Here is a 25,766-nt window from a genome sequence, read left to right as displayed (position 1 = left end):
GCCAGATCAACAGCCACATCAACAGCAGAGTTGATCTAAACACAAGGCAAGATCTCGATGCCCTCGCCCTCGCCCTCGCCCTCGCCCTCGCCCTCGCCCTCGCCCTCGCCCTCGCCCTCGCCCTCGCCCTCGCTTCGGCTTTTGATTTTGCTTCTAAGCGCGCGATAGCCCAGGCGCCGCGGATTGCGACTTCAGGAGGCCGAGCGCAGGCCTTGCGGAGGGAGGTGACGGGCATGGATGCCCGTCAAGCGCTGAGGCCCCATGGATGGGGCCTTCGGCGCGGTCCTGCCGGGAGCAAGCCCGGAGCGAGGGAACCCCGGAGCGTAGCGCAGGGGCCGGATGATAGGAGCGCAGCGTTTTTTGGTTACTTTTTGTCGCGTTTGACAAAAAGTGACCCGCCGTAAGGGCGGAAGGGTGACTATGCGCCACCTGCGTGAATGAATACCTACTCGATGTGAATGCCCACATCCAAGAAGCAAGAAGCAAGAAGCAAGATGCGAACTCGTCTGTTTTGACTCAGCGAACAGTCCATTCGCGATGGCGACGCTGACTCACCTTTTCGCCCTTACGGCGAGTCACTTTTTGTCAAACGCGACAAAAAGTAACCAAAAAACGCTGCGCTCCCATCATCCGGCCCCTGCGCTGCGCTCCGGGGTTCCCTCACTCCGGCCTTGCTCCCGGCAGGACCGCGCCGAAGGCCCCATCCTGGGGCCTCAGCGCTTGACGGGCATCCATGCCCGTCACCTGCCTCCGCAAGGCCTGCGTTCGGCCTCCTGAAGTCGCGAAGATCAAGATCAAGATCAAGATCAAAAGCCAGATCAAAAGCCACATCAACAGCAGAGGGTTGGCTGTGCTGATGTTCGTCATTCCAACGCAGCGCGATTTCGCCTATTGTCGATGCTCCCTTCCCCAAACCATTGGCAAACCCATGGAGAACGTCATTGTCATCACCGGCGGCAGCCGCGGTATCGGCGCCGCCACTGCGCTGCTGGCCGCCCGCCAGGGCTACCGCATCTGCATCAACTATCACGCCGATGACCAGGCCGCCGAAACCATCCTCAGCCAGGTCCGCGCCCTGGGCGTCGAAGCCATCGCGGTGCGCGCCGACGTCAGCGTCGAAGATGAAATCATCCAGCTGTTCCTGCGCGTCGACGACGAGCTCGGCCCGGTCACCGCACTGGTCAACAACGCCGGCACCATCGGCCAGCAGAGCAGGGTCGAGGACATGTCCGAGTTCCGGCTGCTGAACGTCATGAAGACCAACGTCGTCGGCCCCATGCTCTGCGCCAAGCACGCCCTGCTGCGCATGGCGCGCCGGCATGGCGGGCAAGGCGGGGCCATCGTCAACGTATCATCGGTAGCCGCACGCCTGGGTTCGCCCAACGAATATGTCGACTATGCCGCCTCCAAGGGCGCGCTCGACACCTTCACCATCGGCCTGGCCAAAGAAGTGGCAGGCGAGGGCGTGCGCGTCAATGGCGTACGACCAGGCTATATCCATACCGGTTTCCATGCGCTTTCGGGTGACCCGGACCGCGTCAGCAAGCTCGAACCTGGCTTGCCCATGGGCCGAGGGGGGCGTCCCGAGGAAGTGGCCGAGGCCATCCTCTGGTTGCTTTCGGACAAAGCCTCCTATGCCACCGGCAGCTTCATCGACCTGGGCGGCGGGCGCTGAGCGCCCGTCAAGGTTCCAGCAGCTCGCGAACCCGCTCTGCCAGTGCTTCCAGTTCGAACGGCTTGGTCAACACCAACGTACCTTGCAGCGGTTGGCCGTCGCTGAACGCCGCACTCTCATCGTAGCCGGTGATCAACAGCACCTTGAGGTCCGGGTAGCGCTCACGGAAACGTTCAGCTACCTGGCGGCCATTCAGGCCGCCAGGCAGGCCGACATCGCTCAGCAGCAAGTCTGGCCGTTCGCCGCTTTGCAGGTGGGTGAGGGCAGACGGACCGTTCTCGAAGGCGTCCACCCGATAGCCCAGCTCTTCCAACACTTCGCCAATCACCAGGCGCAAGGCCGTCTGGTCTTCAACCAACAGAATGCGTTTTGCAGCCTCGCTGCTTCTTTGCAAGAGCGTGCGCGGAGGTTTGCTGATTGGCGCCTGGGCTTGCTCGTGGTGGCGGGGTAACAGCAGCTCGATGCGGGTACCCTCGCCAGGCACCGACAGCACCCGTAATTGCCCACCCGACTGCCGCACGAAGCCATAGGTCATGGACAGACCCAGGCCGGTACCCTGGCCCATCGGCTTGGTGGTGAAGAACGGCTCGACTGCGCGCTCGACAACTTCAGCCGACATGCCGCTACCGTTGTCGACGATGCTCAGCCGCACGAACTCGCTGGCCGGCAGTTCCAGTGCCACGGCCTGCTCGTCGTCAAGCAGCAGGTTGTCGCCGATGATCTCGATCACACCACCGGCAGGCATGGCATCGCGCGCGTTGATGCATAAGTTGAGCAAGGCGCTTTCCAGTTGGGGAGGGTCGATGAAGGTCGGCCACAGCTGGCTGGCAAAGCGGCTGCTCAGGGTAATCGCCGGGCCGATGGTGCGGCGCAGCAGGTCTTCCATGCCGGCCACCAAGGTGGCCACTTGCGTGGAGCAGGGTTGCAGGGTCTGCTGGCGGGAGAACGCCAGCAGCCGGTGCACCAGCGAAGAGGCCCGCTGCGCCGCGCTGCTGGACAGCTCCAGCAAGGGCGCCAGGGCGTCGAAGCGTGACTGGTCCAGGCGTTGCCGCATCAACTCCTGGGCGCCCAGGATGCCGCCCAGCAAATTGTTGAAGTCGTGGGCAATGCCGCCACTGAGCTGGCCTACGGCCTCCATCTTCTGTGCCTGGCGCAGCGCCGCTTCGGCCTTGGCCAAGCGTTCCTGCTCCTGCACACGCTCACTGATGTCATAGGCGAACAGAAACGCGCCCTGTACCTCGCCTTTGGGGTCGCGCAAGGCATTGAAGCGCAACTCATAATGACGCACCGCGGGGGGCTTGCCGAAGGTGCCGATCTCGATGAACTGCTCGCCTGCCAGGGCGCGCTGCCACATCGGCAGAATAGGCGTCTGGCCGGCGGTGCCATCCTCGAACAACCCGGGCAGGTAGTCGCCGATTTCGGGTGTCCTCCCGTATAGCAGGTGGAAGTCATGCCTGGCCTGGCGATTGACCGCCAGCCAGCGCAGGTCCTTGTCGACCACATGCACATTGACCACACTATGATCGACCAGCTCGGCAAACAAGCGGCGCTCCGCCAGTGCGGCATTCACCCGTTGCTCGAGCTCTTCGTTCAGGCGCTGCAGGGCCTGCTCTGCACGCCGGCGTTCGGTGACATCCTTGAACAGCACCGCTACCTGGCGTTTCTCGGCAGGTTCTATGCGAAAAGTGGTCACCGACAGCACGTGGCCCGTGGCAATCAGTTCCTGCTCGAAGTGCAGCGGTTCGCCGGTGCGAAGCACCGCGCCATAGCGGGCCACCCAGTCATCCGCCTCATCGGGTACCATCTCGCGCAGTTTTTGCCCGACCACGTTGGGGATGCCGGCGTGTTTGGCATAGGCTGCGTTGGCCAGCACGTGCACGTAGTCACTCAGGGGGCCATGGGGGCCATCGAAGAACTCGATGATGCAGAAGCCTTCGTCCATGGTGTCGAACAGTGAGCGATAGAAGTCCTGGTCGTGCGCCTGGAGGCTTGCAAGCCGTTGCTCCAGCAGTGTGTTCTGTCGCTGGAGGTCTTCGACTTGTTGGCGCAGTGAGTTCAGATCACGAGAAGGCATGCCTGCGTCCGGCCAATGAAAAGTCCTGACTTTAACGTGTTCACCTGCAGGCGAATAGCCACTCAGGGTGACTGGGCGGTGCTCCCCAGCAGCCGTTCAAGCGCCTGGGCAAGTGCTTGCAGATCGAAGGGCTTGGCCAGCAGTTCGGTGCGCCGGTGGGGCCGCGCATTTGCCGTACTGTGCGCAAGGTCATAGCCTGTGATCAGCAGCACCGCGGCATGTGGTGCAATACCTCGACAGGCGTCCGCGAGTTGGTAGCCATCGATACCCCCTGGCAGGCCGACATCGGTGATCAGCAAGTCCGGCGCAGGGGCTTCCTGCAAGGCCTTGTATGCCTGGCGGCCATCTTCGAATGCCTGAACTTCATGGCCCTGGTCTAGCAATACCTCCAGCATGACCAGGCGCAGGGCCGGCTCGTCTTCCACCAGCATCACCTTGCACACGCGCTGCTGAAGCGAGGCCGCAGGCGCAGGCCCCTCGACGTGGGGGCTGGGTGAAGCGGCGGCGATGCTTTCATCGCAGGGGAGATACAGGTTGATGGCCGTACCCTGGCCAAGCGTGCTATCGATGACCAGCTGGCCACCGGATTGCCGCACAAAGCCGTAGACCATGGACAGCCCAAGGCCAGTGCCCTGGCCGAGCGGCTTGGTGGTGAAGAAGGGCTCAAGGGCGCGCTGCATCACTGCTTTGGACATGCCCATGCCGGTGTCTTCAACGCGGATACGCAGAAACCGGCCAGCGGCCAGGCCCAGTTGCCTGGCTTCGGCGCCTTGCACTTCGACATTGGCGCAACCGATGCTCAAGGTGCCGCCAAGCGGCATGGCGTCACGGGCGTTGATGCACAGGTTGAGCAGCGCGTTTTCCAGTTGCTGTGCGTCTATTCGGATAGGCCAGAGTCCGGCATGCGTCTGGTCGTGGTAGTCGACATAGGGGCCGGTGGAGCTGCTGATCAGGTCGTTCATGCCGGCCACCAGTTGCTGCACATCGACCCGTTGCGGGACCAGCGTCTGCTGCCGTGAGAATGCCAGCAAGCGCTGCACCAAGGCTGCGGCGCGTTGGGCATTGTGCCGGCTGAGTTCAAGCAGCTGTGTGGTGTCCGCCAGGCGTTGCTGCACCAGATGTTGCCCGGCCAGTTCCAGCGCGCCAAGGATGCTGGCCAGCAGGTTGTTGAAATCATGGGCAATCCCGCCGGTCAACTGACCGACCGCCTCCATCTTCTGCGCCTGGCGCAGTGCTTCTTCGGCCTGCTGCAGGCGTTCCTGTTCGGTCACGCGCTGCGTGATGTCATAGGCGAACAGGTAGCCGCCCTGAATTCGCTGCTGAGCATCGAGCCACGGGTGGTAGCGAATTTCGTAGTGGCGTGGTGCGTCGTCCAGCCCGAAGGTGACGGTGTCGATGAACGCTTCCCCTGCCAGTATGCGCGGCCATATCGGGGCCAGGCGGCCCATGATGTCGGGTTGATCGGTCAGGAACTGGGGTACGTAGTCGCCAACCTGCGGCACGAAGCCTCGGTAACGTTCGAAGGTTTCGCGCGCCGTGCGGTTGATGGCCAACAGGCGCATGCTGCGGTCGGCCGCAAACACGTTGGCCACGCTGTTGTCGAGCAGTTCTCCAAGCAGCCTGTCATGCGCCTGAACGTTGTCTTCGCGCGCTGCCAGGCGTGCTTCCAGTTCTGCGACGCGCGCCTGCAATCGGGCAAAGGACGCAAGCGTATCTGGCTGCATGACGAGGGCCTGATGATCGAAACCAGCAACTATAGTCGCCGCTCGGGCCCCTCGCTATCAGAACGAGCGAATGATCCGCCCGAGGGTTTCCATGGCCTGTTCGGCGCCGTCATGCCAGGGGCTGCCGTAGTTCAGGCGGATGCAATTGCCAAAGCGTCGGGTGGGCGAAAAGATCGGCCCAGGGGCGATGCTGATGCCTTGGGCCAGGGCCATGTGGAACAGCTTGAGGGCGTCCATCTGCTCGGGCAGTTCCAGCCACAGGAAGTAGCCGCCGGAAGGCTGGCTGACCCGTGTCTGCGCCGGGAAGTGGCGGGCGATGGCTGCCAGCATGTTGGCCTGCTGGCCCTCCAGCGCGTAGCGCAGCTTGCGCAGGTGGCGGTCGTAGCCGCCGTGTTGCAGGTAGTCGGCGATGGCCGCCTGGGCCGGCATGGAGGCACACAGGGAGGTCATCAGTTTCAACCGCTCGATCTTCTGCGCAAAGCGCCCGGCGGCCACCCAGCCAATGCGATAGCCCGGTGCCAGGCTTTTGGCGAACGAGCCGCAGTGCATGACCAGGCCCTGGGTGTCGAAGGCCTTGGCGGGTTTGGGCGCCTGTTGCGAGTAGTACAGCTCGGCGTACACGTCGTCTTCGATCAACGGCACCTGATGGCGTGCCAGCAACTCCACCAGGGCCTGTTTCTTGGCCTCCGGCATGCTTGCACCTACCGGGTTCTGGAAGTTGGTCATGCACCACACGGCCCTTACCGGGTGCTTTTCCAGGGTCTGCGCCAGCACCCCCAGGTCCATGCCCTCGCGGGGGTGCACGGGGATTTCCACGGCCTTGAGCTTGAGCCGCTCCAGCACCTGCAGGCAGGCATAGAAGGCCGGGGCCTCGATGGCGACCAGGTCGCCCGGCTGGGTCACGGCCTGCAGGCACAGGTTCAGGGCCTCCAGTGCGCCGTTGGTGATCAGCAGCTCTTCCATCGGCAGCATCAGCCCACCGACCATGTAGCGCAGGGCGATCTGCCGGCGCAGCTGCGGGTTGCCGGGGGACAGATCGGTCACCACCATGCGCGGGTCCATGCTGCGGCTGGCACTGGCCAGTGAGCGCGACAGGCGCTGCAGCGGGAACAGCTCAGGGCTGGGAAAGGCTGAGCCGAAGGCAATGGTGTTGGGGTCCTTGATCGAGTCGAGGATCGAAAATACCAAGGCGCTGACGTCGACATCGGTAGACTCGCTCACCGGCTGCAGCGCCTGCGGCTCGCTGAACTGGCGCGGAACGTGGGCGTTGACGAAATACCCGGAGCGCGGCCGGGCGCGGATCAGCCCGCGCCGTTCCAGCAGGTAATAGGCCTGGAACACAGTAGACGGGCTGACCCCGTGGGTCTGGCTGGCGTAGCGCACGGACGGCACGCGCTGGCCGGGGCCCAGCACCCCGGAGCGGATCAGTTCGGCAATGTCATCGGCGAAGCGTTCGTAGCGTTTCATTCTGGCCTTCTGTCCAGCCTGGCAGGCAAGGTGGCGTGAGTGTAAGGGATCAGCGGTTCATGGGGGCGACGAAGCGACTGTGCGCCACGCTGCGGATAGCGGGGTCGTCACGCTCGCTGATTTCAAAGCTCAGCGTCTGCGAGCTGCTGGTCGGGCGCTCGGCGAGCATCGCCACCGACACCGGCAGTTCGCTCATTTCGCCAGCAGGGATGACCAGTGCGCTACTGCCCTGCAGGGTGAAACCGTCAGCGTCCAGCAGGCGCAATTGATAGTGCTGGGTACGTTCGGTCTTGTTGATGACCTTGAGCAGGTAAATGTTCTCGATCTGGCCTTGGGCGTTTTCACGGAACAGGCCGCGGTCCTTGATCACATCCAGCGATACCATCGGGCGCATCTGCAGGGCCACCACCAGTGCCCCGATCATGACCAGCAGTGCGGCAGCGTAGCCCAACAGGCGCGGGCGCAGCCAGTGCGTAGTACCGCCTTGCAGGCTGTGCTCGGACTTGTAGCCAATCAGGCCGCGGGCGTAACCCATCTTGTCCATTACCCCATCACAGGCGTCGATGCACGCGGCACAGCCGATGCAAGCCATCTGCAAGCCATCACGGATGTCGATGCCGGTGGGGCACACCTGCACGCACAGGGTGCAATCGATGCAGTCGCCCAGTCCCTGGGCACCGACATCACTGCCTTTCTTGCGCGGACCACGGGCTTCGCCACGACGCGGGTCGTAGGCGACCGCCAGGGTGTCCTTGTCGAACATCACGCTCTGGAAGCGCGCATACGGGCACATGTGCAGGCACACCGCTTCACGCAGCAGGCCGGCATTGATGTAGGTAGCGGCCGTGAAGAACAGCACCCAGAACAGTGCCACACCGCCCAGTTGCAAGGTGAGCAATTCTGCGGCCAGTGGCCGGATCGGGGTGAAGTAGCCGACGAAGGTCAGCCCCGTGAGCACGCCAATGGCCAACCACAGGCTATGTTTGAGCGTGCGACGGGCCAGTTTGTTCAGGCTCCAGGGCGCCGCGGCCAGCTTGATGCGCTGGTTGCGGTCCCCCTCGGTAACCTTTTCGCACCACATGAATAGCCAGGTCCAGGTGCTTTGTGGGCAACTGTAACCGCACCAGACGCGCCCGGCGTAGACGGTGATGGCGAACAGGCCAAAGGCACAGATGATCAGCAGCGCCGACAGCAGGATGAAGTCCTGTGGCCAGAAGGTGGCGCCGAAGATGTGGAACTTGCTGTTTCCCAGGTCCCACAGTACGGCCTGGCGGCCGTTCCAGTTCAGCCAGGCCGTGCCGAAGAACAGCACGAACAGGGCGCCGGCAAAGCCGATGCGCAGGTTACGGTAAAGCCCGGTAAAGCTGCGGGTCTGGATGCCGCTGTCGGTGCGTCGCGCTTGGATGCTGGCTGGGGCGGTGGCGATCTCTGTAAAAGGGATTCTATCGTTCATGGTTCGGTGCTCATCAGGCCTCGATCAGGCATGAGCACTATGGCGCTGAAGCTGTTATCAGCACAGGTTCAGATTTTACGATAAAAACCATATCAGATTTGCCGCATGGCCCCGCCAAGCCTCATATCACCGAGCCTGGCGCGCTGGCCTTCAGATGCCTGCGGCTATCCACCGCACCCGCCACGGTCAGTGCATCGGCCTCGGTTTCGGTAATGGGCACGCGTTGGCCGGCCAGTATGGCCACCGACATACGCAACTGTTCGTCGGTGATGATCTCGATATCCGGGCCTTCGCCCTCGATGCGCAGGCCTTCGCCGATCAGTGTGCAGCGGCGGGTGGTTTCGTCGATTTCAATGGGCATGGTGGGGTCCTCCCAGGGTGATTACAGGGTGGACCGCGGTCAGGGGCCAGTTGCTGCATCAGCAAGCTGAGCGGCACTTTGCAGTACGTGTGGCGGTCAACCATGCAGAGGGCAGGCCTGCTGACGTGGCGGGCGGATTCATGAAGCTCAAGCAGGGGAAACAACTGCGATGGATGTCATCTGGCAAGCAATCCAGGCGGAATTCGCCGATGTCACCGATGAGCGCGAGGTCACGCAAATCCTTGTGCGCTTGCTGATGGCTGCTGTGCTCGGCGCAGTACTGGGCTTCGAGCGCGAACACAAGGGCAAGTCTGCCGGGGTGCGTACCCACATGCTGGTGTCGCTGGGGGCCGCCCTGTTCGTACTGTCGCCCAGTATGGCGGGGGCTGATGAACAGGCACTCAGTCGGGTGATCCAGGGCATCGTTGCCGGTATCGGTTTTCTCGGTGCGGGTACCATTCTGAAGGGTAACGGCCAGGACACCAGCCATGTGAAGGGCCTGACGACCGCTGCCGGGCTATGGATGACGGCTGCCATTGGCACGGCCGCTGGCATGGGGCGCGAAGCCACGGCGCTGATCAGCACGGTACTGGCCCTGCTGGTACTGGGCACGATGCCGTTGCTGGTGGAGAAGGTCGAAGGGCAGGATGAGGAGAAGCAGAAGGAGGAAGAGGGCAGGAAGCACTGAGGGGAGCCGAAGCTCCCCTCAAAGCGTTGTTGCCTGCTCTTTTTTTATTATTGGGACCGGCCTTTTGTTGTTTTTGTCGGCTTGTCCTGGTGTTGCGGGCGACCCCCATGCGGGGTCAAGAGCAAACGTATTTTTTTGAGCGCTGACCTGCTTTCATCATTGCTGATCCGAACCTGGCTGCCGCTACCTTGAGGTAGTTTTATTGTTCTGTGCCAGACCGCGGGGCGAACCCCTGAAAAGCGTGTCGACTCCAAAAAAATCTGCTTGCTACGCCTCTGCCGTGTTGTTCTTGTTATGTCAGAGCCGTTACCTGTTGTTTTTATTGGGTATCGCGTTTTTTTTGTTCTTGTACCAAAGATATAGCAGGGTGCGTGCCAACTTTTAAAAACCCTTTAAAATCAATGACTTAAGAATTTTGGTTGACATCGCCCAGCCTGAAATTCTGCCGATTTGTTTCCCTGTTACCCGATTTTTTGCTGTGAAATGTGCGGGAGGTAACACTTCACCCACACCAATGTGACACCGGTGTGACCTATTGTGCGCTGCACGCCCGTGCTACCCGCGACCCGTTGTCGCGGCCCAGCACGCCGCTGATGCGCTGGCCGGCGGCTATCAGCCGGCCCAGGTCGATGCCGGTTTCAATGCCAAGCCCCTGCAGCAGGTACACAACGTCTTCACTGGCGATATTGCCGGTAGCACCCTTGGCGTAAGGGCAGCCGCCCAGCCCGGCTACCGAGCTGTCGAATACGCTGATGCCCTCGAGCAGGCTGGCATAGACGTTAGCCAAGGCCTGGCCGTAAGTGTCATGGAAGTGTCCGGCCAACTGCTCGCGCGGTACCTGGGCCGACACCACCTCGAACAGGCGTCGGGTGTCGCCTGCGGTGCCGGTGCCAATGGTGTCACCCAGCGAGACCTCGTAGCAGCCCATGTCGTGCAGGGCGCGGGCCACCGGGGCCACCTGCTCGGCGCTGACCTTGCCCTCGTAAGGGCAGCCAAGCACACATGACACATACCCGCGCACGCGTACGCCGTGGCTGCGCGCAGCGTCCATGATGGGTTCGAAGCGCTTGAGGCTTTCGCTGATCGAGCAATTGATGTTGCGTTGCGAGAACGCTTCGGAGGCGGCAGCGAACACCGCTACTTCCTTGACCCCGGCAGCGAGGGCGTCCTCGAAACCGCGCAGGTTCGGCGCCAGGGCGGCATACGTCACACCGGGGCGCTGCTGGATGCCGGCGAATACCTCGGCAGAGCCGGCCATCTGTGGCACCCACTTGGGAGACACGAAACTGCCCACTTCTATATAGGCCAGGCCCGCTTCGGTAAGGTCGTTGACCAGGCGTACCTTGTCGGCGACGCTGATGGGCTGGGCTTCGTTCTGCAGGCCGTCGCGGGGGCCGACTTCGACCAGACGGACGTGTTTGGGCAAGGACATGGCGGGTTTCCTGTGGCGTTCAGCGGTTGTCTTTGTTGTTCAGGGTGGCGGCCAGGGCTTGTTCGCAGCGCTCCTGGGCGGTGTCCAGTTCCAGTTGCATCTGGTGGATGTCCAGCATCTGCTGCTCCAGCTGGGCGCGGCGCTCGGCAATCTTCGCCAGCATGCTGTTGAGCTGTTTGAGGTTGCCGCTGGTGGGGTCGTACAGTTCGATCAGTTCGCGGCACTCGGCCAGGGAAAAGCCGATGCGTTTGCCACGCAGGATGAGCTTCAAGCTGACCTTGTCGCGCGGTGAATAGATGCGTTCCAGGCCACGACGCTCAGGGCTGAGCAGGCCCTGTTCTTCGTAGAAGCGGATAGCGCGGGTGGTGATGTCCAGTTCGCGGGACAGGTCGGAGATGCTGTAGGTCTGAGTGCTCATGCTCATGCTCGGGCTCGGCGTGGGGTATGCGGATATCCTGAGGGCAGGTTGACGTATACGTCAAGAAGAGGCCGCCAAGGATTATTCCGACAACCCTGATCTGCGATACGCATTGGGCGTTTGCCCACTCAAGCGCTTGAACCACCGGGCGAAGTAGGTCGGGTCGGTAAACCCCAGGCTGTCCGACAACTGCCCGATGCTCATCCGCGTGTAAATAAGGTTGCGTCGCGCCTCCAGCAACAACCGCTGGTGCACCACCTGCAACGCTGTCTGGCCACTCAGCGCCCGGCACAGCTGGTTCAGTTGCAAGCTCGGAACATTCAGCCGCGCGGCAAACGCTTCAACCGACAGATGCTCGCGGTAATGCGCTTCGACCAGGCGCAAGTATTGCCCCAACAACAGCCGGTCACGTTCATCACGGTTACGCGGTGCCTGCCCTTGCTGCTGACGGCGGCTGATCCACACCATCAGCGCGGTCACCAACGCTTCGAGCATCGCGGCGCGTGCCGGGGCACTGCCCTGGTACTCCTGCTGCAAGGTGTCGATCAGGCTGCGCAGGTGCACGCGGTCATGGCCCAACGGATAGCACGCAGGTTGTGCCAGCACCGTCAGTGGCGCGCCCAGGCGCTGTTCCAGGTTCGCTACAAGGGCAGTACCAAAGGTCAGGACATAGCCCTGGATATCGGCGCTGAAGCGAAAGCCATGCACGGTCATCGGTGGCACGACCTGGATCGCCGCTTCGCCGATGGCACTGCGCACCCCCTCGATCTCCACCTGGGCCTGGCCACGCTGTACATACAGCAGCTGGAACAGCTCGGCATGCTGGTGCGGCTTGATCTCCCAGTGATGCAGGCGGCTGCGTGCCGGGATCGACTCGCAGTGCAGCAGGTCGGTGCCGGGCCAGGCCTGATTTTCGCCATACAGCTTGAACAACGGGACGCCGGGGAGGGTGGATTTCATCTGGGTTGGCCTGTCCGTTAATCGAACGCTTTTCGTAAAAGTGCAGGTTTTTTATGGAATAGCACACTTAAACGGCGTTTTCTGCCAGTAAAAATGCAAGGGCAAACCCTAACAGCAGATGCCGCCCCGCTGCCAGTCCCGGGCCGGTATCGTCCGAACAGAGACAACAACAATGAAAACTCAGGTTGCAATTATTGGTGCAGGTCCGTCTGGCCTGCTGCTGGGCCAGCTGCTGCACAAGGCCGGTATCGATAACATCATCGTCGAACGCCAGACCGCCGAGTACGTACTAGGCCGCATCCGCGCCGGGGTGCTGGAGCAAGGCACGGTCGACCTGCTGCGCGAGGCCGGTGTGGCCGAGCGCATGGACCGTGAAGGCCTGGTGCACGAGGGGGTCGAACTGCTGGTTGGCGGGCGCCGCCAGCGTCTGGATCTCAAAGCCCTGACCGGCGGCAAGACGGTGATGGTCTACGGCCAGACCGAGGTCACCCGTGACCTGATGCAGGCCCGTGAAGCCAGTGGTGCGCCGATCATTTATTCAGCCGCCAACGTTCAGCCGCATGAATTGAAAGGCGAGAAGCCCTACCTGACGTTCGAAAAGGATGGCCGGGTGCAGCGGGTTGACTGCGACTATATCGCCGGCTGCGACGGCTTCCACGGCATCTCGCGGCAGAGCATCCCGGAGGGCGTGCTGAAGCAGTATGAACGGGTTTACCCGTTTGGCTGGCTGGGCCTGCTGTCGGACACACCGCCGGTCAATCACGAGCTGATCTACGCCCACCATGAGCGCGGTTTCGCGTTGTGTAGCCAACGCTCGCAAACACGCAGCCGCTACTACCTGCAGGTACCTTTGCAGGATCGGGTCGAGGAGTGGTCTGACGAGCGTTTCTGGGACGAACTGAAAGCCCGTTTGCCCGCCGAGGTAGCGGCGGACCTGGTCACAGGCCCCGCGTTGGAAAAAAGTATTGCGCCGCTGCGTAGCCTGGTGGTCGAACCCATGCAGTATGGTCACCTGTTCCTGGTGGGTGACGCTGCGCACATCGTCCCCCCTACGGGTGCCAAAGGCCTTAACCTGGCGGCCTCCGACGTCAACTACCTGTACCGCATTCTGGTCAAGGTGTACCACGAAGGGCGCGTCGACCTGCTTGCGCAATACTCGCCGCTGGCACTGCGCCGCGTGTGGAAGGGCGAGCGCTTCAGCTGGTTCATGACCCAACTGCTGCATGACTTCGGTAGCCACAAGGACGCCTGGGACCAGAAGATGCAGGAAGCTGACCGCGAGTACTTCCTGACCTCGCCGGCGGGCCTGGTGAACATTGCCGAGAACTATGTGGGGCTGCCGTTCGAGGAGGTTGCCTGAGGGCTGCGAGCTACGGGTCAGGCGTTTTTCACCAAACCTGGGTAGGACAGCCTTGTGTTGCGAAGAGGCCATCACTGGCGAAATGCTCTCCAGTTTGTCCGGACGCTTCGCAGTACAAGGCTGCTGTGCTCAGATTAAGCTTCGCGCTGAAAATGGAAGGCTGATTTTAAGCGTTGGCAACTGGCATATTTGTCAGTGGTGACGACGCCGCTATTTCGATACGGTGCAGAGGCCACCTCGGATAAATGCTTGCGGTAGAAGGTGGAGTGTCGATTGTCTTTTAACATGGAACGTAGAGAGGGCACCACGATGAGCGAACTCCCCACCACAAGTTTTTTGATCTTCCATGATCCACACGCGCCTTACCTGGTCGAGACACTTGATCCGAAGGAAGTGGCGCAGCTTGAAGCCGACCATGAGAAATCCAAAATAGACGACATTGAACAACTGAAAGCGCAATTTTTACAGATGGAACGGGAAAAAATGCTCCCCAAGGAGGATCAGGAGGCGCTTTACAACGCCAGACACGCCAAAGCAGATCTTACAGACCCTGTGAGTGAGTGGGGCCCGTGGGGCGAGTTGAGGAATGTATCTATTTCAAGTGTGCCTCATGACTTGGAGCCTGAGACACCAGAGTCTCCAGCTGAGGTGGAGGCGCTTCAAATCAAGATCGACGCTCTTGAGCGACAGGCCCGTCAATACGCGTTAGATCCAGCGATAGAATCTCGTTTGGACGAGGTCGTTCAAGCCGTCCAGGCCCTCAGCGCCGATGAAGATGATGCTCAGAAATACATTAGATATACTTTCCCCCGCGATGATGAAGCGTACTGGCGAAACTACGCTTTGTTGGTGCACAAAATTGTAAGTGCTAAATTTGAACTGCCGGATTTTCGGTATTCTCCCTCCTTAAGTCCCGACCGCTTCGTGTTAATCAGGCGCGACGGTACTTTGGGTATCAATATGGCCGATGAACTGAAAGCCCAGCCTTTACTAAAGTTCGAAGTGGTCGACGGTTGGTCCGCAGATGAAAGGTGGGGTGGTTATCTTCGCGTCTCAAGCTCAACTGAAAAGGGCAAGTACCTCTACACGAGAGACACATTGGATGAGGGCGCGTTTTTTAAGAATGACAGTCTAGATAACGATGACAGTGGGTGGGTAGAACTGACTAGCTCTGAAGGGGCCAAAATCACGTTTTGCAAAGTGGGAAACCATTACGAAATCTGGCAGAGCCTCAAGTCCGAAATCTTCGGGCCCACGACCCGGTGGTTGACCGTGGTTGACGGCCGGCTGAAATTTGTAATGGAGGGATCCTCAGCTAAGTGGAACATTGTGTCTACAGACGTAGACTAATCGTCGCCTATCGAACGCGGGGGCATGGGGTGCGGGTTGTGGCGCTTTTAGGATTGAGTGCCGTGTGGACGTTGCTCGATCTCAAGCACGCAGAACACCTGTTGATGTGCACTGCAGCCCCTTGGACGTTTTGCGCAAAGGCTTGAAGTCAGGTCCACTCCTGGCCCACAGTGCCCTGCTGAATAAAGAGAGGCAGGAAGCAAGCGATGAAGTTCTCTATCCCACTGATCAGAACGCTGTGCCTAATGGCCATCAGCGGCTCGGTCGGTGCCGACCAGGTATTGCCCACGCCACCGGAACTGGCCTCCGGCTACCGCAGCGGTTTGCAGCCGGTGCACGCCAGCCGGCACATGGTCGCCGCAGCCAACCCGCTGGCCAGTGAAGCGGGGCGGGCGATGTTGCGTGCCGGCGGCAGTGCGATTGACGCCGCCATCGCCATGCAGATGGTGCTGACACTGGTCGAGCCACAGTCCAGTGGGATCGGTGGCGGGGCGTTCATCCTGTACTGGGATGGCAAGCGCGTGCAGGCATTCGACGGGCGTGAGGCAGCACCTGCGGCGGTGACGGAAAAGCTGTTCCTGCAAGCCGATGGCACACCCATGCCGTTCCGGGTGGCGCAGATCGGTGGGCGGTCGGTGGGCGTGCCCGGGGTGCTGCGTGCCCTGAAGCAGGCCCACGAGCAGCACGGCAAGTTGCCCTGGCACGCCCTGTTCGCCCCGGCCATCGCCTTGGCACGCAACGGCTTCGCGGTTTCCGAGCGCCTGCACACACTACTGGCCGGGGACCCCTACATTGCCCGCTCACCCGCAATGGCCCGTTACTTCCTGGATGAACAGGGCAGGCCGCTGGCCGTGGGTACAATCCTGCGCAACCCTGAGTTGGCACAGACCTTGGAGCAGATCGCCGCACAGGGGCCCGAGGTGTTCTACAGCGGTGAAATTGCCGAAGCCATTGTCGCCAAGGTGCGTGGCCATGCCAATGCCGGGTATCTGTCGTTGCAGGACTTGCAGCAGTACCAGGCCAAGGAGCGCGAGCCGTTGTGCGGCCCCTACAAGGCCTGGCAGATCTGCGGCATGCCGCCACCCTCATCGGGTGGGGTGACCGTGCTACAGACCTTGGGCCTGCTCGACGCCGTGCAGCGCACCGCGCCGCAACGCGACCTGGCAGCGCTGCGACCGCTGGCCACCTCGTCCCCGGCCCGCCTGGAAGCCCCGCCGTTGGCCGTGCACCTGATCGCCGAGGCCGAGCGCCTGGCCTACGCCGATCGCGCTCAGTACCTGGCCGACAACGACTACGTGCCCGTCCCGGTCAAGGCCCTGACCGATTCTGCTTACCTGGCCAGCCGCGCGGCGCTGATCGGCGAGCACAGCATGAAGCGCGCCCGTCCGGGCCAGCCGCAAGGAGCGGACCTGGCGCTTGCGCCCGACCGCTCGCCACTGCGCATCTCCACCTCTCACCTCAGTGCGGTGGATGACAACGGCCAGGCCCTGGCCATGACCACCTCGGTGGAGGCCGCATTTGGCTCGCACCTGATGGTCAAGGGCTTCCTGCTCAACAATCAGCTGACCGACTTCTCGTTCATCCCCCACGAGCACGGCAAGCCGGTGGCCAATCGGGTGCAGCCGGGCAAACGGCCGCTGTCGGCCATGGCGCCGACGTTGGTGTTCTCGCGTGCCACGGGCGAGTTTGTCGCGAGCCTCGGTTCGCCGGGTGGTTCGCAGATCATCGGTTACGTGAACAAGGCGCTGGTCGGCCTGCTGGATTGGCGGCTCGACCCGCAGCAGGCCGCCGACCTGCCCAACTTCGGCAGCCGCAATGCCGGCACCGAAGTGGAAGCAGGGCTGAGCAGCCCGGCGCTGATCCGCCAGTTGGCAGCCTGGGGCCATGAGGTGACACCGATGACCATGACCAGCGGCATGCAGATCATCCAGCGCAGCGGCGAGGGTTGGTCAGGCGGTGCCGATCCCCGGCGGGAAGGAGTGGCCCTCGGTGACTAGCCGTGATAGAACGCAGACTTGCCATTCAGTAGTTGAATATCTAGATGTCTATCAGCGTGAAATCGAATAGGGCTCTGTTCGACCTCGACCTGCTGCGCGCCATTGTCGTGGTGGCAGACTGCGGCAGCTTCACCACCGCTGCCGCGCGGCTGCATTCGACCCAGTCGACGATCAGCCAGAAGGTGCGCCGCCTGGAAGACATGGTCGGCCACCGCTTGTTGGTGCGGGGCAACCGTGACGTACTGCCGACCGACGCCGGGCAGACCTTGCTCGGCTATGCCCGGCACATGCTGGCCCTGAACGATCAGATGCTTGAAGCCCTGGCCGGGGCGATGGTGGGCACCACGGTACGGCTTGGCGTGCCCGAGGACTTCGTGGGCGGGCGTACCACCAATGCACTGTCGGCATTCAGCCGGCTGCACCCACAGGTGAAGCTCGAAGTGACCAGTGGTTTGTGCCGTGACCTGAGCCAGGCCTATGACAATGGCGAACTTGACCTGGTGCTGCTCAAGCAGCGGCGCAACAGCCGTGAGGGCGTGGCCTGTTGGCCAGAGCGTCTGCAGTGGATCGACAGTGCGCGCACGCCCGCCTTCGAGCTGGACCCGATCCCGTTGGTCACCTTTCCGCCACGCGGCCTGTACCGCGAGGACATGATCAACGCCATCGAAGGCATGGGCCGGCGCTGGCGCATCAGCTTTACCAGCTCTAGCCTCAGTGGCATCCAGGCTGCGGTCGCCGATGGCATGGGTATCAGCCTGCTGCCGCCCAGGGCGGCCACCGGCGAGCACAGGGTGTTGGGGGCCGGGCAAGGGCTGCCGGAGGTCGACAGCTATGAGATCGTCATCGTGCACCGGCCGACGGCGGATGTGATGGTCAAGGCGCTGGCTGAGGTGATGACGCAGTTGCTGGCGGGCGGTGGGATCTGACGATCTGTGGTCGATGCGCTTGTACATGACCCAAAGCCCACACACACACTTTCGACCAACCCGATTCAATATCAGGCAACCCGTCGGATACGCCTTTTGCCAGCGCGGCCTCGGGTGTGGCTGAACAGGTCTTTCGGGTCGTCCTCCACCCACGGCACCAGGTCGATCTTGGTGCCCATCCCGCGCTTTTCGGCTTGCTGTAGTACGTACCGTAGTACGGTGTAGTCTTCGAGGGCGAAGCCCACCGAATCGAATACAGTGACCTGGCTGTCGTTTTGGCGGCCCTCGGTTTCTCCGCGCAGCACGCGCCACAGGTCGACCACCGGAAAGTCCGCCGGCAGCTGCTGGATCTCACCTTCGATACGGGTTTGTGGCTCGTACTCGACGAACACCCGCGCGTTGCGCAGCACATCGGCGTGCAGCTCGGTTTTGCCAGGGCAGTCACCACCCACGGCGTTCAGGTGCATACCGGGCTCCAGCATGTCGGGGGTAATGATGGTGGCGTAGGCCTTGTCGGCCGTTACCGTGGTGATGATGTCCACGCCTTTCACTGCCTCGGCTACCGAGCTGGCCCGGCGGATGGTCAAGCCGCTGTATTCCTTGAGGTTGGCGATAAGCTTGGCGGTGGCCAGCGGGTCGGTGTCGTAGGCGACGATTTCTTCGATGCCCAGGTGCTTGTGGAAGGCCAGGGCCTGGAATTCGCTTTGCGCGCCGTTGCCGATCAGCGCCATCTTGCGCGCGTTCGGGCGGGCCAGTGCCTGGGCTGCCATCAGCGAAGTCGCTGCGGTGCGCAGGGCGGTGGCGATGGTCAGTTCGGACAGCAGCACCGGGTAACCGGAGTCGACATCGGCCAGTACACCGAAGGCCATCACCGTATGCAGGTTGCGTGCAGTATTGGCCGGGTGGCCGTTGACGTATTTGAAGGCATAGCGGCTTTTGTCGGCGACCGGCATCAGTTCGATCACGCCCACTTCCGAGTGGCTGGCAACGCGCGCGGACTTGTCAAACGCCTGCCAGCGTTTGAAATCGTCCCGCAGGGCAGCGGCAAGCTCGCCAATAAACGGCGCTACGCCAATGTCATGCACCAAGTCCGACATGGTTGGAACATCAATGAAATACGTCATGCTCTTGCACCTTGTTATTGTGCGCTTGCCCAGCAGTGCGGGGTCAGCGCTTGAGATTATCGAAGTGAAGCCGCATGAACATTTTGATGACAGGTTGCGTCAATCGGAAGCAGGCAGGTTGTCAGTTTCGTCAGGCTTCTGGACAATCTGCCAACCCAACGTAGCAATCTGATTATTTGGCGGGCTTATGGACACGATCGATCGGGAACTGATTGCACTGTTGCGGGACAACGCACGTACCCCTGTGCTGACCCTGGCGAAGAAGCTGAAGGTGGCCAGGGCAACGGTGCACAACCGCATCACCCGGCTTGAAGAGCAGGGTGTGATCATCGGTTACACGGTACGTTTGCGCTCCGATGCGCTGGACCAGGGAGTGCGGGCAATCACCAGCATCGGCATCAGCGGCCACCATGCCGCAGAGGTCAAGCACGCGTTGCGCGGGCATCCCAATGTGGTGGCCATCCACACCACCAATGGCCGCTGGGACCTGATGGCAGAGTTGCGCGCCGACACCCTCGAAGCGTTCGACCGGGCGCTGAACGCCATCCGCTCGATCCCGCATATCGAGAACACCGAGACCAGCATCCTGCTTTCGACCTACAAGATGTGACCGCGGAGCCAGGCCTTTTGCCAGGTGTATTGCACAAAAAGCTGCCGGCCCTGCTGCAGTCGGTCTGCAGCCTGCCGGCACTTCAAGGTTGGCGCTCAGCCACCGCTCGCAACGTACGCAACGTCACCACCGGCGTATCCACCACAAACCGGTTGGCCAGCCACCCTGGCACATCCCCGGCAGGGGCGGCCTGCAACTGGTAGGTCACCTCGGTCACCCGGTCACCCAGTGGTTTCATCTGCCACACACCACTCAGGTGCTCTACCCGGATCAGGCCGTCAACCTTGGGGATCCTGTCGGGATCGGCGCTCAGGTGGCGTACCAGGGTACCGTCGATCAGGCGTTCGCTGGTCACTTTCAGCACGATGTCCCGCGGCCTCGCCGGCCATGGCAGCTGGGTGGTCAGGTACACCCAGGTGTTGTCACCCTCCACATCCAGCAGCCGCATCTGGTCACAGGCGTACAGCCACTTGCAGGCCACCCGCAGGTTATCCTGCAGGTCAGTGAGCGTGCGCACGCTGGCTTTCATGGTGCTGACACCACGAAACTGCTGGTAGGACGAGGCGCCTGCGCTGCTCACGTAAACGCGAATGCCTTCGCGGTCGTAGGCCAGGCGCCAGTCATCGGCGGCCAGGGCAGAGGTGCACAGCAGCAAGGCAGCGAGCAGCAGGCAGCGGTTCATGGCCGGTACCCTGCAAGGGTGGGTATTTCAGTATGCGCGGCAAACAGAAAGCCCGCCAGGTTGGCGGGCTTGCGGGCATCAGCCTGGGCTTAGCGCTTGGGGTTCAGCGTCAGGTGTACGTGACGGTTCACGTCCTTGTACAGCAGGTAGCTGAAGTTGCCTGGGCCGCCGGCGTAGCAGGCTTGCGGGCAGAAGGCGCGCAGCCACATGAAGTCGCCGGCTTCCACTTCGACCCAGTCCTGGTTCAGGCGGTACACTGCCTTGCCTTCCAGCACATACAGGCCGTGTTCCATCACGTGGGTTTCTGCGAACGGAATCACACCCCCCGGCTGGAAGGTGACGATGTTCACGTGCATGTCGTGGCGCATGTCGGCCATGTCGACAAAGCGGGTGGTTTTCCAGCGGCCTTCGGTGCCCGGCATTTCGATGACGGTGGCGTTGTCGCGGTGGGTGACGAAGGATTCCGGTACGTCCAGGCCTTCAACCTTCTGGTAGTGCTTGCGCAACCAATGGAAGGTGACGTTGGACTTGCTGTTGTTGCGCAGGCTCCACTCGGCGCCCGGGGCCAGGAAGGCGTAGCCGCCAGGTACCAGGGTGTGGTGTTTGCCTTCGACGGTGATGTCCAGTTCGCCTTCGACGATGAACACCACGGCTTCCGCATCGGCGTCCAGCTCAGGGCGCTCGCTGCCGCCTTCCGGGGCCAGTTCGACGATGTACTGGGAGAACGTTTCGGCAAAACCGGTCAGCGGGCGGGCGATGACCCACATGCGCATCTTGTCCCAAAAGGGCAGGTGGCTGGTGACGATGTCACGCATCACGCCTTTGGGGATGACGGCATAGGCTTCGGTGAACATGGCACGGTCAGTCAGCAGCTCGGTTTGAGCCGGGTGCCCACCGTGGGGGGCGAAGTACGAATGGTTCGACATGGACGATCTCGACTTGTTGTTCTCTCCCCATGCCTTGAACCGCACCGGCCGGTGCGGCGCAGGGGATGTGGCCACAGAATAGGGTCGAGTGCGTGCCATCCACAAATTAAATGTTGGAATACCCGGTATTTGATCACTGAATGCTGACCTGACGCCCAACGTGCCGTTCGGGCAGCTGGCCGCCGCGGCCGAACAGCTTGTGGCGCAAGGGGCCCTCGGTGTAGCTCAGCGGGTAGCGGCCGCGCCGTTGCAGCTCGGGCACCAGCAGGTCGACCACATTGGCCAGGTCGTCCGGTTGCACGGCGTAGGTCAGGTTGAAACCGTCGATGCCGGTATGGTCCAGCCAGGTTTCCAGCTGGTCGGCCACCTCGCTGGCAGCGCCGATCAGCACGGGGCCGCGACCGCCCAGGCCAACGAACTCGGCGGCTTCGCGTACGGTCCAGCGGCGAGTGGGGTCGGCGGCGGTAAAGGCTGCCAGGGCAGCACGGCCAGCATCGTTCTCGACGTACTCGATCGGTGCATCGGGGTCGAGGCCGGCGAAGTCGATACCGGTCCAGCCTGACAGCAGTGCCAGGGCAGCGTCCAGGTCGACATAGCGGCGATAGTCGTTAAAGCGGGCCTCGGCTTCTTTCCGCGTGGGGGCGACAATCAACAGCGCCTGGGCGTAGATCAGCACTTCGTCACGGCCACGCCCGGCCGCTTCGCAGGCCTGGCGGATGCCGTCGGCGTAGCGGCGCAGCACCGTCGGCGTCGGCCCGCTGATGAACACGCATTCGGCATGCCGTGCGGCAAACTGCTGGCCGCGTGCCGACGCACCGGCCTGGAACAACACCGGGGTGCGTTGCGGCGACGGCTGGCACAGGTGCATGCCGGGCACCTGGAAGTGCTCGCCCACATGGTTGATCGGGTGTACCCGCGAGGGTTCGATGTAGCGCCCGCTTTCACGCTCCAGCAGCACGGCGTCGTCGTCCCAGCTTTTCTCCCACAGCTTGTACAGCACCTGCAGGTATTCCTCGGCCAGGTCATAGCGTTGGTCGTGGCCCAGTTGACGCGCCAGGCCGAGGTTGCGCGCAGCGCTGTCCAGATACCCGGTGACGATGTTCCAGCCGACCCGGCCATTGCTCAGGTGGTCGAGCGTGGACATGCGCCGGGCGAAGGGGTAGGGGTGTTCGTAGGTCAGCGAAAAGGTGACACCGAAACCCAGGTGCTCGGTCACCCCGGCCATCGCCGGCACCAGCAGCAGCGGATCATTGACCGGCACCTGCACGCCACCGCGCAGGGCGGCTTGCGAGCTGCCTTGATAGACGTCGTAGATACCCAGCACATCGGCGATGAACAGGGCGTCGAACAGGCCGCGTTCGAGCAGGCGGGCCAGGTCGGTCCAGTAGCTCAGGCGGTTGAACGCCACACTGGTGTTGCGCGGATGGCGCCACAGCCCAGGGGACTGGTGGCTGGCAGCGTTCATGCTGAAGGCGTTGAAGCGGATCGGGCGAGGCATGGTCAGCGCGCTCCGTTCAAGGCAACACAGAGGCCGGGTAGACCGCTTCGGCCACCTGTAGCTTGCGTGGAATCAGGCCCAGGCCCTGGAAGGTGTCAGCCAGCTTCTGTTGTTCGGCAACGATCTGCGGGGTGATAGCGACGGCGTTGTAGTTGCGCCGTTCGCTGGCCACTTCCAGCACCTGGGTGCTGATCCCCAGCTGCGGTGCCAGCAGCGCGGCCACTTCGGCAGGCTTGGCGTTGGCCCACTGGCTGACCTTGCCCAGCTCGGCAAAGAAGGTTTTCAGCAGAGCACGGTGCTGGTCGGCAAAGCTGGCTGTGGACAGGTAGAAGGTGCGGTTGTTGGACAGGCCGCTGCCGTCGCGCAGGTTCTTCAGCCCTGGCTGGCTTTCTGCGGCGGCGAGGAACGGGTCCCAAAGGGTCACGGCCTGCACGCTGCCCGATTGCAGGGCGGCCACGGCATCGGCGGCATTGTTGACGTATGCGGGGGTAATGTCCTTGTAACTGAGCCCAGCCTGCTGCAGGGCTACGGCCAGCAGGTACTGGGCATTCCAGCCGCGGCCCGTGGCCACACGCTTGCCTTTCAGGTCCTGCACACTGGCCAGGTGGTCCTGCTCGCGCACGACCAGGCCGATGCCGCGTGGGTAGGGTTGTTCGGCAGCCAGGTAGACCACAGGCTTGCCTGCGGCCTGGGCGAACACCGAGGGGGCATCGGCTGCGTGGCCGAGGTCGATGGCGCCGGTGCTCAATGCCTCCAGTAGCTGGGGGCCGGCGGCGAACTCATGCCAGCTGACCTTCACACCTTGCGGTGCCAGGGCCTTCTCCAGGGCGCCGCTGCCTTTGAGGATGTTGATGCTGTTGAATTTCTGGTAGCCGATGCGCAGTGTCCTGGCGTCGTCGGCAATGGCTTCGGACCAAGGCAGCAGGGCGCTGGCGACGCTGGCCAGCAAGCCGCCGATCAGCAGGCGGCGTAGCGGGGAGAAAGCATGTTTGGGCATGGGCATTGCTCCTTGAATCGGGTGAGAGGCGATCTGCCCAGACTAAGGAGGTGGCGTTTGGCTTTCAATTTATATATTCCAGTTTGTTAGATTGTTTTGTTATTTTTATATCCTTTTGTTTGTATGGGCTTGGCGTCTATCGTTGCAGGAGCGGCCATGGGCCGCGAAAGGCTTGCCGATGGCCAAGGCATGATGGCTACCCGACCAACAGCGTGCTTCCCTGCATGGCCGCGCTAACGGATAATCCCGGCATTCCAATAAACAGCCTGTGAGTGGGTATGAGTGATTCCGTAGTCGGCCTCGGCCAGCCTGAAACCGAAGGGGTGCGCAAAACGCGCAAGAACAACCCTGAGAAAACACGCGAGGACATCCTCCAGGCCGCCATCAACGAGTTCGTTCAGCAAGGGCTGGCCGGCGCCCGCGTCGACGCCATCGCCGAACGCACCGCCACTTCCAAGCGCATGATCTACTACTACTTCGGCAGCAAGGAGCAGCTGTATTGCGAGTGCCTGGTGAAGTTGTACGGGGATATCCGCAAGACCGAACAGAGCCTGGACCTGGAGTCGTTACCGGCTGAGCAGGCGATCCGCCGGCTGGTGGAGTTCACCTTCGATCACCATGACCGCAACGTCGATTTCGTGCGCATCATCTGCACCGAAAACATCCACTATGGCGAGTACGTCAAGCAGTCGCCGGCCATTCGCGAAATGAGCAGCCTGGTGCTGGAGGCCTTGGGCAACACCCTGCGCCGTGGCGTTCAGGAAGGCGTGTTCCGCGCTGGCATCGAGGTCATCGACCTGCACATGCTGATGAGCTCGTTCTGCTTCTACCGAGTGTCGAACCGCCATACCTTTGGCGAGATCTTCCAGATCGAGCTGTCTGATGAGCAAATAAAGCTGCGCCACAAAGCCATGATCTGTGATGCGGTGTTGCGGTACATCCAGCTCGAGCCTCGTACCTGAGATTGCTCGAGCGCCTGGGCTGGCTCAAAGGGCCTCGGTCACTCGCCCAGCCGTTGCTCGCGCGACGGCGGGTAGCCGAAATACGCCGCATAGCACTTGCTGAAGTGCGACACCGAGACAAACCCGCAGGCCACCGCCACTTCCATCACCGACAGGTCGGAATACTGCAGCAGCCGGCGGCTCTTGGTGATGCGCAGCTCCATGTAATAGCGCCGGGGCGACGTGCCCAGCTGGGCCTGGAACAGGCGGTCGATCTGCCGCCGCGAGCGCCCGCTGTAGGCGGCCAACTGGTCGAGGCTGAGGGTTTCCTCGAGGTTGTTCTCCATCAGCTCGACAATGGTGCGCAGGTGCAGGCTCATGGACTTCTTCGCCCCAGGACCAACCTGGCGGTAGCGCGCACCGGAGAATGAAAGGATTTCCTCGACGCCTTCGGCCAGGCCATCACCATACAGCCGGCGTACCAGGCCCAGCATCAGCTCCATGGCGCCATTGGGGCTGGCGGCGCTGAGGCGGTCACGGTCGAGGGTAAAGCTGGCCGGGGTGATGCGGGTTTGCGGGCTGCGCTCCGACAGGCTGGCACGTTGCTCGGGGTGGATGCTGCAACCGTAGTCGTCCAGCACCCCGGCACGGCCAAGGAACCAGGCGCCGTTCCACAAGCCGCCCAAGGCCATGCCGTGGGCGGCGCAATCGTTTAGCAGGCGATCGAGTTCCGGGTACTTGAGTGGTGTGCGCAAGCCGCCGCAGACCACCAACAGGTCCAGTTCCTTCAGCGCCGCAGCGGACAGCTCGGTGGCCACCAGTTCCAGCCCCAGGTCGCTGAGCACCCGGTCGCCGTCCAGCGACAGCGGGGTGAACTGGAAGCTGTCGGCACGTAGCAGGTTGGCCGTGACCAGTACGTCCATGGCCACCGTGAAACTGGCCATCGAGAAGTGTTCGAGCAGGATGAAGTCGACCCGATAGGGCGCCTGGGCATTGGCGCCGCTTGTTTTGAGCCGTAGCATGTTGCTGGTGCTGGTCTTTTGGCTGAACTGGCGTGGCGTGGGCACTCTGAACTCCGCTTCCTGGCTGGCCCGCAGAGTGTG

The 25,766-nt window shown here is 62.3% G+C and carries 22 protein-coding genes; 8 read left to right on the top strand and 14 right to left on the bottom strand.

Features of this window, described 5'->3' with window-relative positions; translation table 11 throughout:
• Nucleotides 1-928: 928 nt before the first annotated feature.
• Nucleotides 929-1,675: an SDR family oxidoreductase gene (locus ACF8FB_RS08710; protein ID WP_392511214.1), complete on the top strand. Its 747-nt coding sequence runs from the start codon at nt 929-931 to the stop codon at nt 1,673-1,675.
• Nucleotides 1,676-1,682: 7 nt separating this feature from the next.
• On the opposite strand, the gene ACF8FB_RS08705 is transcribed toward ACF8FB_RS08710, so the two are convergent.
• The 5 genes from ACF8FB_RS08705 to ACF8FB_RS08685 all read right to left on the bottom strand — a co-directional run bounded on the left by ACF8FB_RS08705 (nt 1,683) and on the right by ACF8FB_RS08685 (nt 8,754).
• Nucleotides 1,683-3,749, bottom strand: coding sequence for a PAS domain-containing protein (locus ACF8FB_RS08705; RefSeq protein WP_010954402.1), 2,067 nt, complete (start codon nt 3,747-3,749; stop codon nt 1,683-1,685).
• A gap of 62 nt (nt 3,750-3,811) precedes the next feature.
• On the bottom strand, nt 3,812-5,473 hold the full coding sequence (locus ACF8FB_RS08700) for a PAS domain-containing protein (protein WP_392509764.1): 1,662 nt from the start codon (nt 5,471-5,473) through the stop codon (nt 3,812-3,814).
• 57 nt (nt 5,474-5,530) lie between these two features.
• Entirely contained in the window at nt 5,531-6,940 is a 1,410-nt protein-coding gene (mapR, locus tag ACF8FB_RS08695; protein WP_392511213.1) for a GntR family transcriptional regulator MpaR, read from the bottom strand.
• Between the two features lie 49 nt (nt 6,941-6,989).
• Nucleotides 6,990-8,393, bottom strand: a complete 1,404-nt coding sequence (ccoG, locus tag ACF8FB_RS08690; RefSeq protein WP_012052113.1) for a cytochrome c oxidase accessory protein CcoG — start codon at nt 8,391-8,393, stop codon at nt 6,990-6,992.
• A 121-nt stretch (nt 8,394-8,514) separates the two neighbouring features.
• A complete protein-coding gene (locus ACF8FB_RS08685; protein WP_003247835.1) occupies nt 8,515-8,754 on the bottom strand; it encodes a DUF3203 family protein in 240 nt (79 codons plus the stop codon).
• Between the two features lie 169 nt (nt 8,755-8,923).
• On the opposite strand from ACF8FB_RS08685, the gene ACF8FB_RS08680 reads away from it, so the two are divergent.
• The gene (locus tag ACF8FB_RS08680; RefSeq protein ID WP_161775381.1) at nt 8,924-9,442 is read left to right on the top strand and encodes an MgtC/SapB family protein; all 519 of its coding nucleotides are present in this window, start codon (nt 8,924-8,926) and stop codon (nt 9,440-9,442) included.
• Between the two features lie 532 nt (nt 9,443-9,974).
• Here ACF8FB_RS08680 and ACF8FB_RS08675 read toward each other — a convergent pair.
• The 3 genes from ACF8FB_RS08675 to ACF8FB_RS08665 all read right to left on the bottom strand — a co-directional run bounded on the left by ACF8FB_RS08675 (nt 9,975) and on the right by ACF8FB_RS08665 (nt 12,252).
• Complete coding sequence (locus tag ACF8FB_RS08675) at nt 9,975-10,874, bottom strand: hydroxymethylglutaryl-CoA lyase (RefSeq protein WP_003247838.1); 900 nt, start codon at nt 10,872-10,874, stop codon at nt 9,975-9,977.
• A 19-nt stretch (nt 10,875-10,893) separates the two neighbouring features.
• Nucleotides 10,894-11,292: a MerR family DNA-binding transcriptional regulator gene (locus tag ACF8FB_RS08670; RefSeq protein WP_003247847.1), complete on the bottom strand. Its 399-nt coding sequence runs from the start codon at nt 11,290-11,292 to the stop codon at nt 10,894-10,896.
• A gap of 81 nt (nt 11,293-11,373) precedes the next feature.
• A complete protein-coding gene (locus ACF8FB_RS08665) occupies nt 11,374-12,252 on the bottom strand; it encodes a helix-turn-helix domain-containing protein (RefSeq protein WP_392509762.1) in 879 nt (292 codons plus the stop codon).
• A 172-nt stretch (nt 12,253-12,424) separates the two neighbouring features.
• On the opposite strand from ACF8FB_RS08665, the gene pobA reads away from it, so the two are divergent.
• The 4 genes from pobA to ACF8FB_RS08645 all read left to right on the top strand — a co-directional run bounded on the left by pobA (nt 12,425) and on the right by ACF8FB_RS08645 (nt 17,885).
• Nucleotides 12,425-13,612, top strand: coding sequence for a 4-hydroxybenzoate 3-monooxygenase (gene pobA, locus ACF8FB_RS08660; RefSeq protein WP_392509761.1), 1,188 nt, complete (start codon nt 12,425-12,427; stop codon nt 13,610-13,612).
• 309 nt (nt 13,613-13,921) lie between these two features.
• A complete protein-coding gene (locus tag ACF8FB_RS08655) occupies nt 13,922-14,962 on the top strand; it encodes a hypothetical protein (RefSeq protein ID WP_126404352.1) in 1,041 nt (346 codons plus the stop codon).
• Nucleotides 14,963-15,168: 206 nt separating this feature from the next.
• Nucleotides 15,169-16,959 (top strand): gamma-glutamyltransferase, encoded by a 1,791-nt coding sequence (gene ggt, locus ACF8FB_RS08650; RefSeq protein WP_010954392.1) that lies wholly within the window; start codon nt 15,169-15,171, stop codon nt 16,957-16,959.
• 44 nt (nt 16,960-17,003) lie between these two features.
• Nucleotides 17,004-17,885, top strand: coding sequence for a LysR substrate-binding domain-containing protein (locus ACF8FB_RS08645; protein WP_010954391.1), 882 nt, complete (start codon nt 17,004-17,006; stop codon nt 17,883-17,885).
• 71 nt (nt 17,886-17,956) lie between these two features.
• Here ACF8FB_RS08645 and ACF8FB_RS08640 read toward each other — a convergent pair whose 3' ends face one another.
• A complete protein-coding gene (locus tag ACF8FB_RS08640) occupies nt 17,957-19,009 on the bottom strand; it encodes an ornithine cyclodeaminase (RefSeq protein WP_392509759.1) in 1,053 nt (350 codons plus the stop codon).
• A gap of 187 nt (nt 19,010-19,196) precedes the next feature.
• Between ACF8FB_RS08640 and ACF8FB_RS08635 the strand changes: the two genes are divergently transcribed.
• On the top strand, nt 19,197-19,619 hold the full coding sequence (locus ACF8FB_RS08635) for an Lrp/AsnC family transcriptional regulator (RefSeq protein WP_010954389.1): 423 nt from the start codon (nt 19,197-19,199) through the stop codon (nt 19,617-19,619).
• A gap of 82 nt (nt 19,620-19,701) precedes the next feature.
• Here the strand turns inward: ACF8FB_RS08635 and ACF8FB_RS08630 are convergent, their stop codons facing one another.
• From ACF8FB_RS08630 to ACF8FB_RS08615, 4 genes are all read right to left on the bottom strand, one after another.
• Complete coding sequence (locus ACF8FB_RS08630) at nt 19,702-20,301, bottom strand: START domain-containing protein (RefSeq protein WP_010954388.1); 600 nt, start codon at nt 20,299-20,301, stop codon at nt 19,702-19,704.
• A gap of 89 nt (nt 20,302-20,390) precedes the next feature.
• Nucleotides 20,391-21,227, bottom strand: coding sequence for a bifunctional allantoicase/(S)-ureidoglycine aminohydrolase (locus tag ACF8FB_RS08625; RefSeq protein ID WP_003247865.1), 837 nt, complete (start codon nt 21,225-21,227; stop codon nt 20,391-20,393).
• A gap of 133 nt (nt 21,228-21,360) precedes the next feature.
• Entirely contained in the window at nt 21,361-22,725 is a 1,365-nt protein-coding gene (locus ACF8FB_RS08620) for an LLM class flavin-dependent oxidoreductase (protein WP_392511212.1), read from the bottom strand.
• 16 nt (nt 22,726-22,741) lie between these two features.
• The gene (locus ACF8FB_RS08615; RefSeq protein WP_020191881.1) at nt 22,742-23,722 is read right to left on the bottom strand and encodes an aliphatic sulfonate ABC transporter substrate-binding protein; all 981 of its coding nucleotides are present in this window, start codon (nt 23,720-23,722) and stop codon (nt 22,742-22,744) included.
• Between the two features lie 278 nt (nt 23,723-24,000).
• Between ACF8FB_RS08615 and ACF8FB_RS08610 the strand changes: the two genes are divergently transcribed.
• On the top strand, nt 24,001-24,684 hold the full coding sequence (locus ACF8FB_RS08610; RefSeq protein ID WP_392511211.1) for a TetR/AcrR family transcriptional regulator: 684 nt from the start codon (nt 24,001-24,003) through the stop codon (nt 24,682-24,684).
• A gap of 38 nt (nt 24,685-24,722) precedes the next feature.
• On the opposite strand, the gene ACF8FB_RS08605 is transcribed toward ACF8FB_RS08610, so the two are convergent.
• Complete coding sequence (locus tag ACF8FB_RS08605) at nt 24,723-25,730, bottom strand: GlxA family transcriptional regulator (protein ID WP_010954384.1); 1,008 nt, start codon at nt 25,728-25,730, stop codon at nt 24,723-24,725.
• Between the last annotated feature and the right edge of the window lie 36 nt (nt 25,731-25,766).

This window comes from Pseudomonas sp. yb_2, assembly GCF_043103905.1.
GTDB classification, from domain to species: domain Bacteria; phylum Pseudomonadota; class Gammaproteobacteria; order Pseudomonadales; family Pseudomonadaceae; genus Aquipseudomonas; species Aquipseudomonas alloputida.
Note: the sequence above shows the minus strand (reverse complement) of the source record. Positions and strands in the feature narration are given on the sequence as shown.

Excerpts from the sequence above, each read along its gene's own strand:
- ACF8FB_RS08635 (WP_010954389.1), top strand. The coding sequence starts at position 19,197 with ATGGACACGATCGATCGGGAACTGATTGCACTGTTGCGGGACAACGCA.
- ACF8FB_RS08640 (WP_392509759.1), bottom strand. The coding sequence starts at position 19,009 with ATGACGTATTTCATTGATGTTCCAACCATGTCGGACTTGGTGCATGAC.
- ACF8FB_RS08710 (WP_392511214.1), top strand. The coding sequence starts at position 929 with ATGGAGAACGTCATTGTCATCACCGGCGGCAGCCGCGGTATCGGCGCC.
- ggt (WP_010954392.1), top strand. The coding sequence starts at position 15,169 with ATGAAGTTCTCTATCCCACTGATCAGAACGCTGTGCCTAATGGCCATC.
- pobA (WP_392509761.1), top strand. The coding sequence starts at position 12,425 with ATGAAAACTCAGGTTGCAATTATTGGTGCAGGTCCGTCTGGCCTGCTG.
- ACF8FB_RS08680 (WP_161775381.1), top strand. The coding sequence starts at position 8,924 with ATGGATGTCATCTGGCAAGCAATCCAGGCGGAATTCGCCGATGTCACC.
- ACF8FB_RS08610 (WP_392511211.1), top strand. The coding sequence starts at position 24,001 with ATGAGTGATTCCGTAGTCGGCCTCGGCCAGCCTGAAACCGAAGGGGTG.
- ACF8FB_RS08645 (WP_010954391.1), top strand. The coding sequence starts at position 17,004 with ATGTCTATCAGCGTGAAATCGAATAGGGCTCTGTTCGACCTCGACCTG.
- ACF8FB_RS08670 (WP_003247847.1), bottom strand. The coding sequence starts at position 11,292 with ATGAGCACTCAGACCTACAGCATCTCCGACCTGTCCCGCGAACTGGAC.
- ACF8FB_RS08620 (WP_392511212.1), bottom strand. The coding sequence starts at position 22,725 with ATGCCTCGCCCGATCCGCTTCAACGCCTTCAGCATGAACGCTGCCAGC.
- ACF8FB_RS08705 (WP_010954402.1), bottom strand. The coding sequence starts at position 3,749 with ATGCCTTCTCGTGATCTGAACTCACTGCGCCAACAAGTCGAAGACCTC.
- ACF8FB_RS08630 (WP_010954388.1), bottom strand. The coding sequence starts at position 20,301 with ATGAACCGCTGCCTGCTGCTCGCTGCCTTGCTGCTGTGCACCTCTGCC.
- ACF8FB_RS08685 (WP_003247835.1), bottom strand. The coding sequence starts at position 8,754 with ATGCCCATTGAAATCGACGAAACCACCCGCCGCTGCACACTGATCGGC.
- mapR (WP_392511213.1), bottom strand. The coding sequence starts at position 6,940 with ATGAAACGCTACGAACGCTTCGCCGATGACATTGCCGAACTGATCCGC.
- ACF8FB_RS08675 (WP_003247838.1), bottom strand. The coding sequence starts at position 10,874 with ATGTCCTTGCCCAAACACGTCCGTCTGGTCGAAGTCGGCCCCCGCGAC.
- ACF8FB_RS08615 (WP_020191881.1), bottom strand. The coding sequence starts at position 23,722 with ATGCCCAAACATGCTTTCTCCCCGCTACGCCGCCTGCTGATCGGCGGC.
- ACF8FB_RS08625 (WP_003247865.1), bottom strand. The coding sequence starts at position 21,227 with ATGTCGAACCATTCGTACTTCGCCCCCCACGGTGGGCACCCGGCTCAA.
- ACF8FB_RS08700 (WP_392509764.1), bottom strand. The coding sequence starts at position 5,473 with ATGCAGCCAGATACGCTTGCGTCCTTTGCCCGATTGCAGGCGCGCGTC.
- ccoG (WP_012052113.1), bottom strand. The coding sequence starts at position 8,393 with ATGAACGATAGAATCCCTTTTACAGAGATCGCCACCGCCCCAGCCAGC.
- ACF8FB_RS08665 (WP_392509762.1), bottom strand. The coding sequence starts at position 12,252 with ATGAAATCCACCCTCCCCGGCGTCCCGTTGTTCAAGCTGTATGGCGAA.
- ACF8FB_RS08655 (WP_126404352.1), top strand. The coding sequence starts at position 13,922 with ATGAGCGAACTCCCCACCACAAGTTTTTTGATCTTCCATGATCCACAC.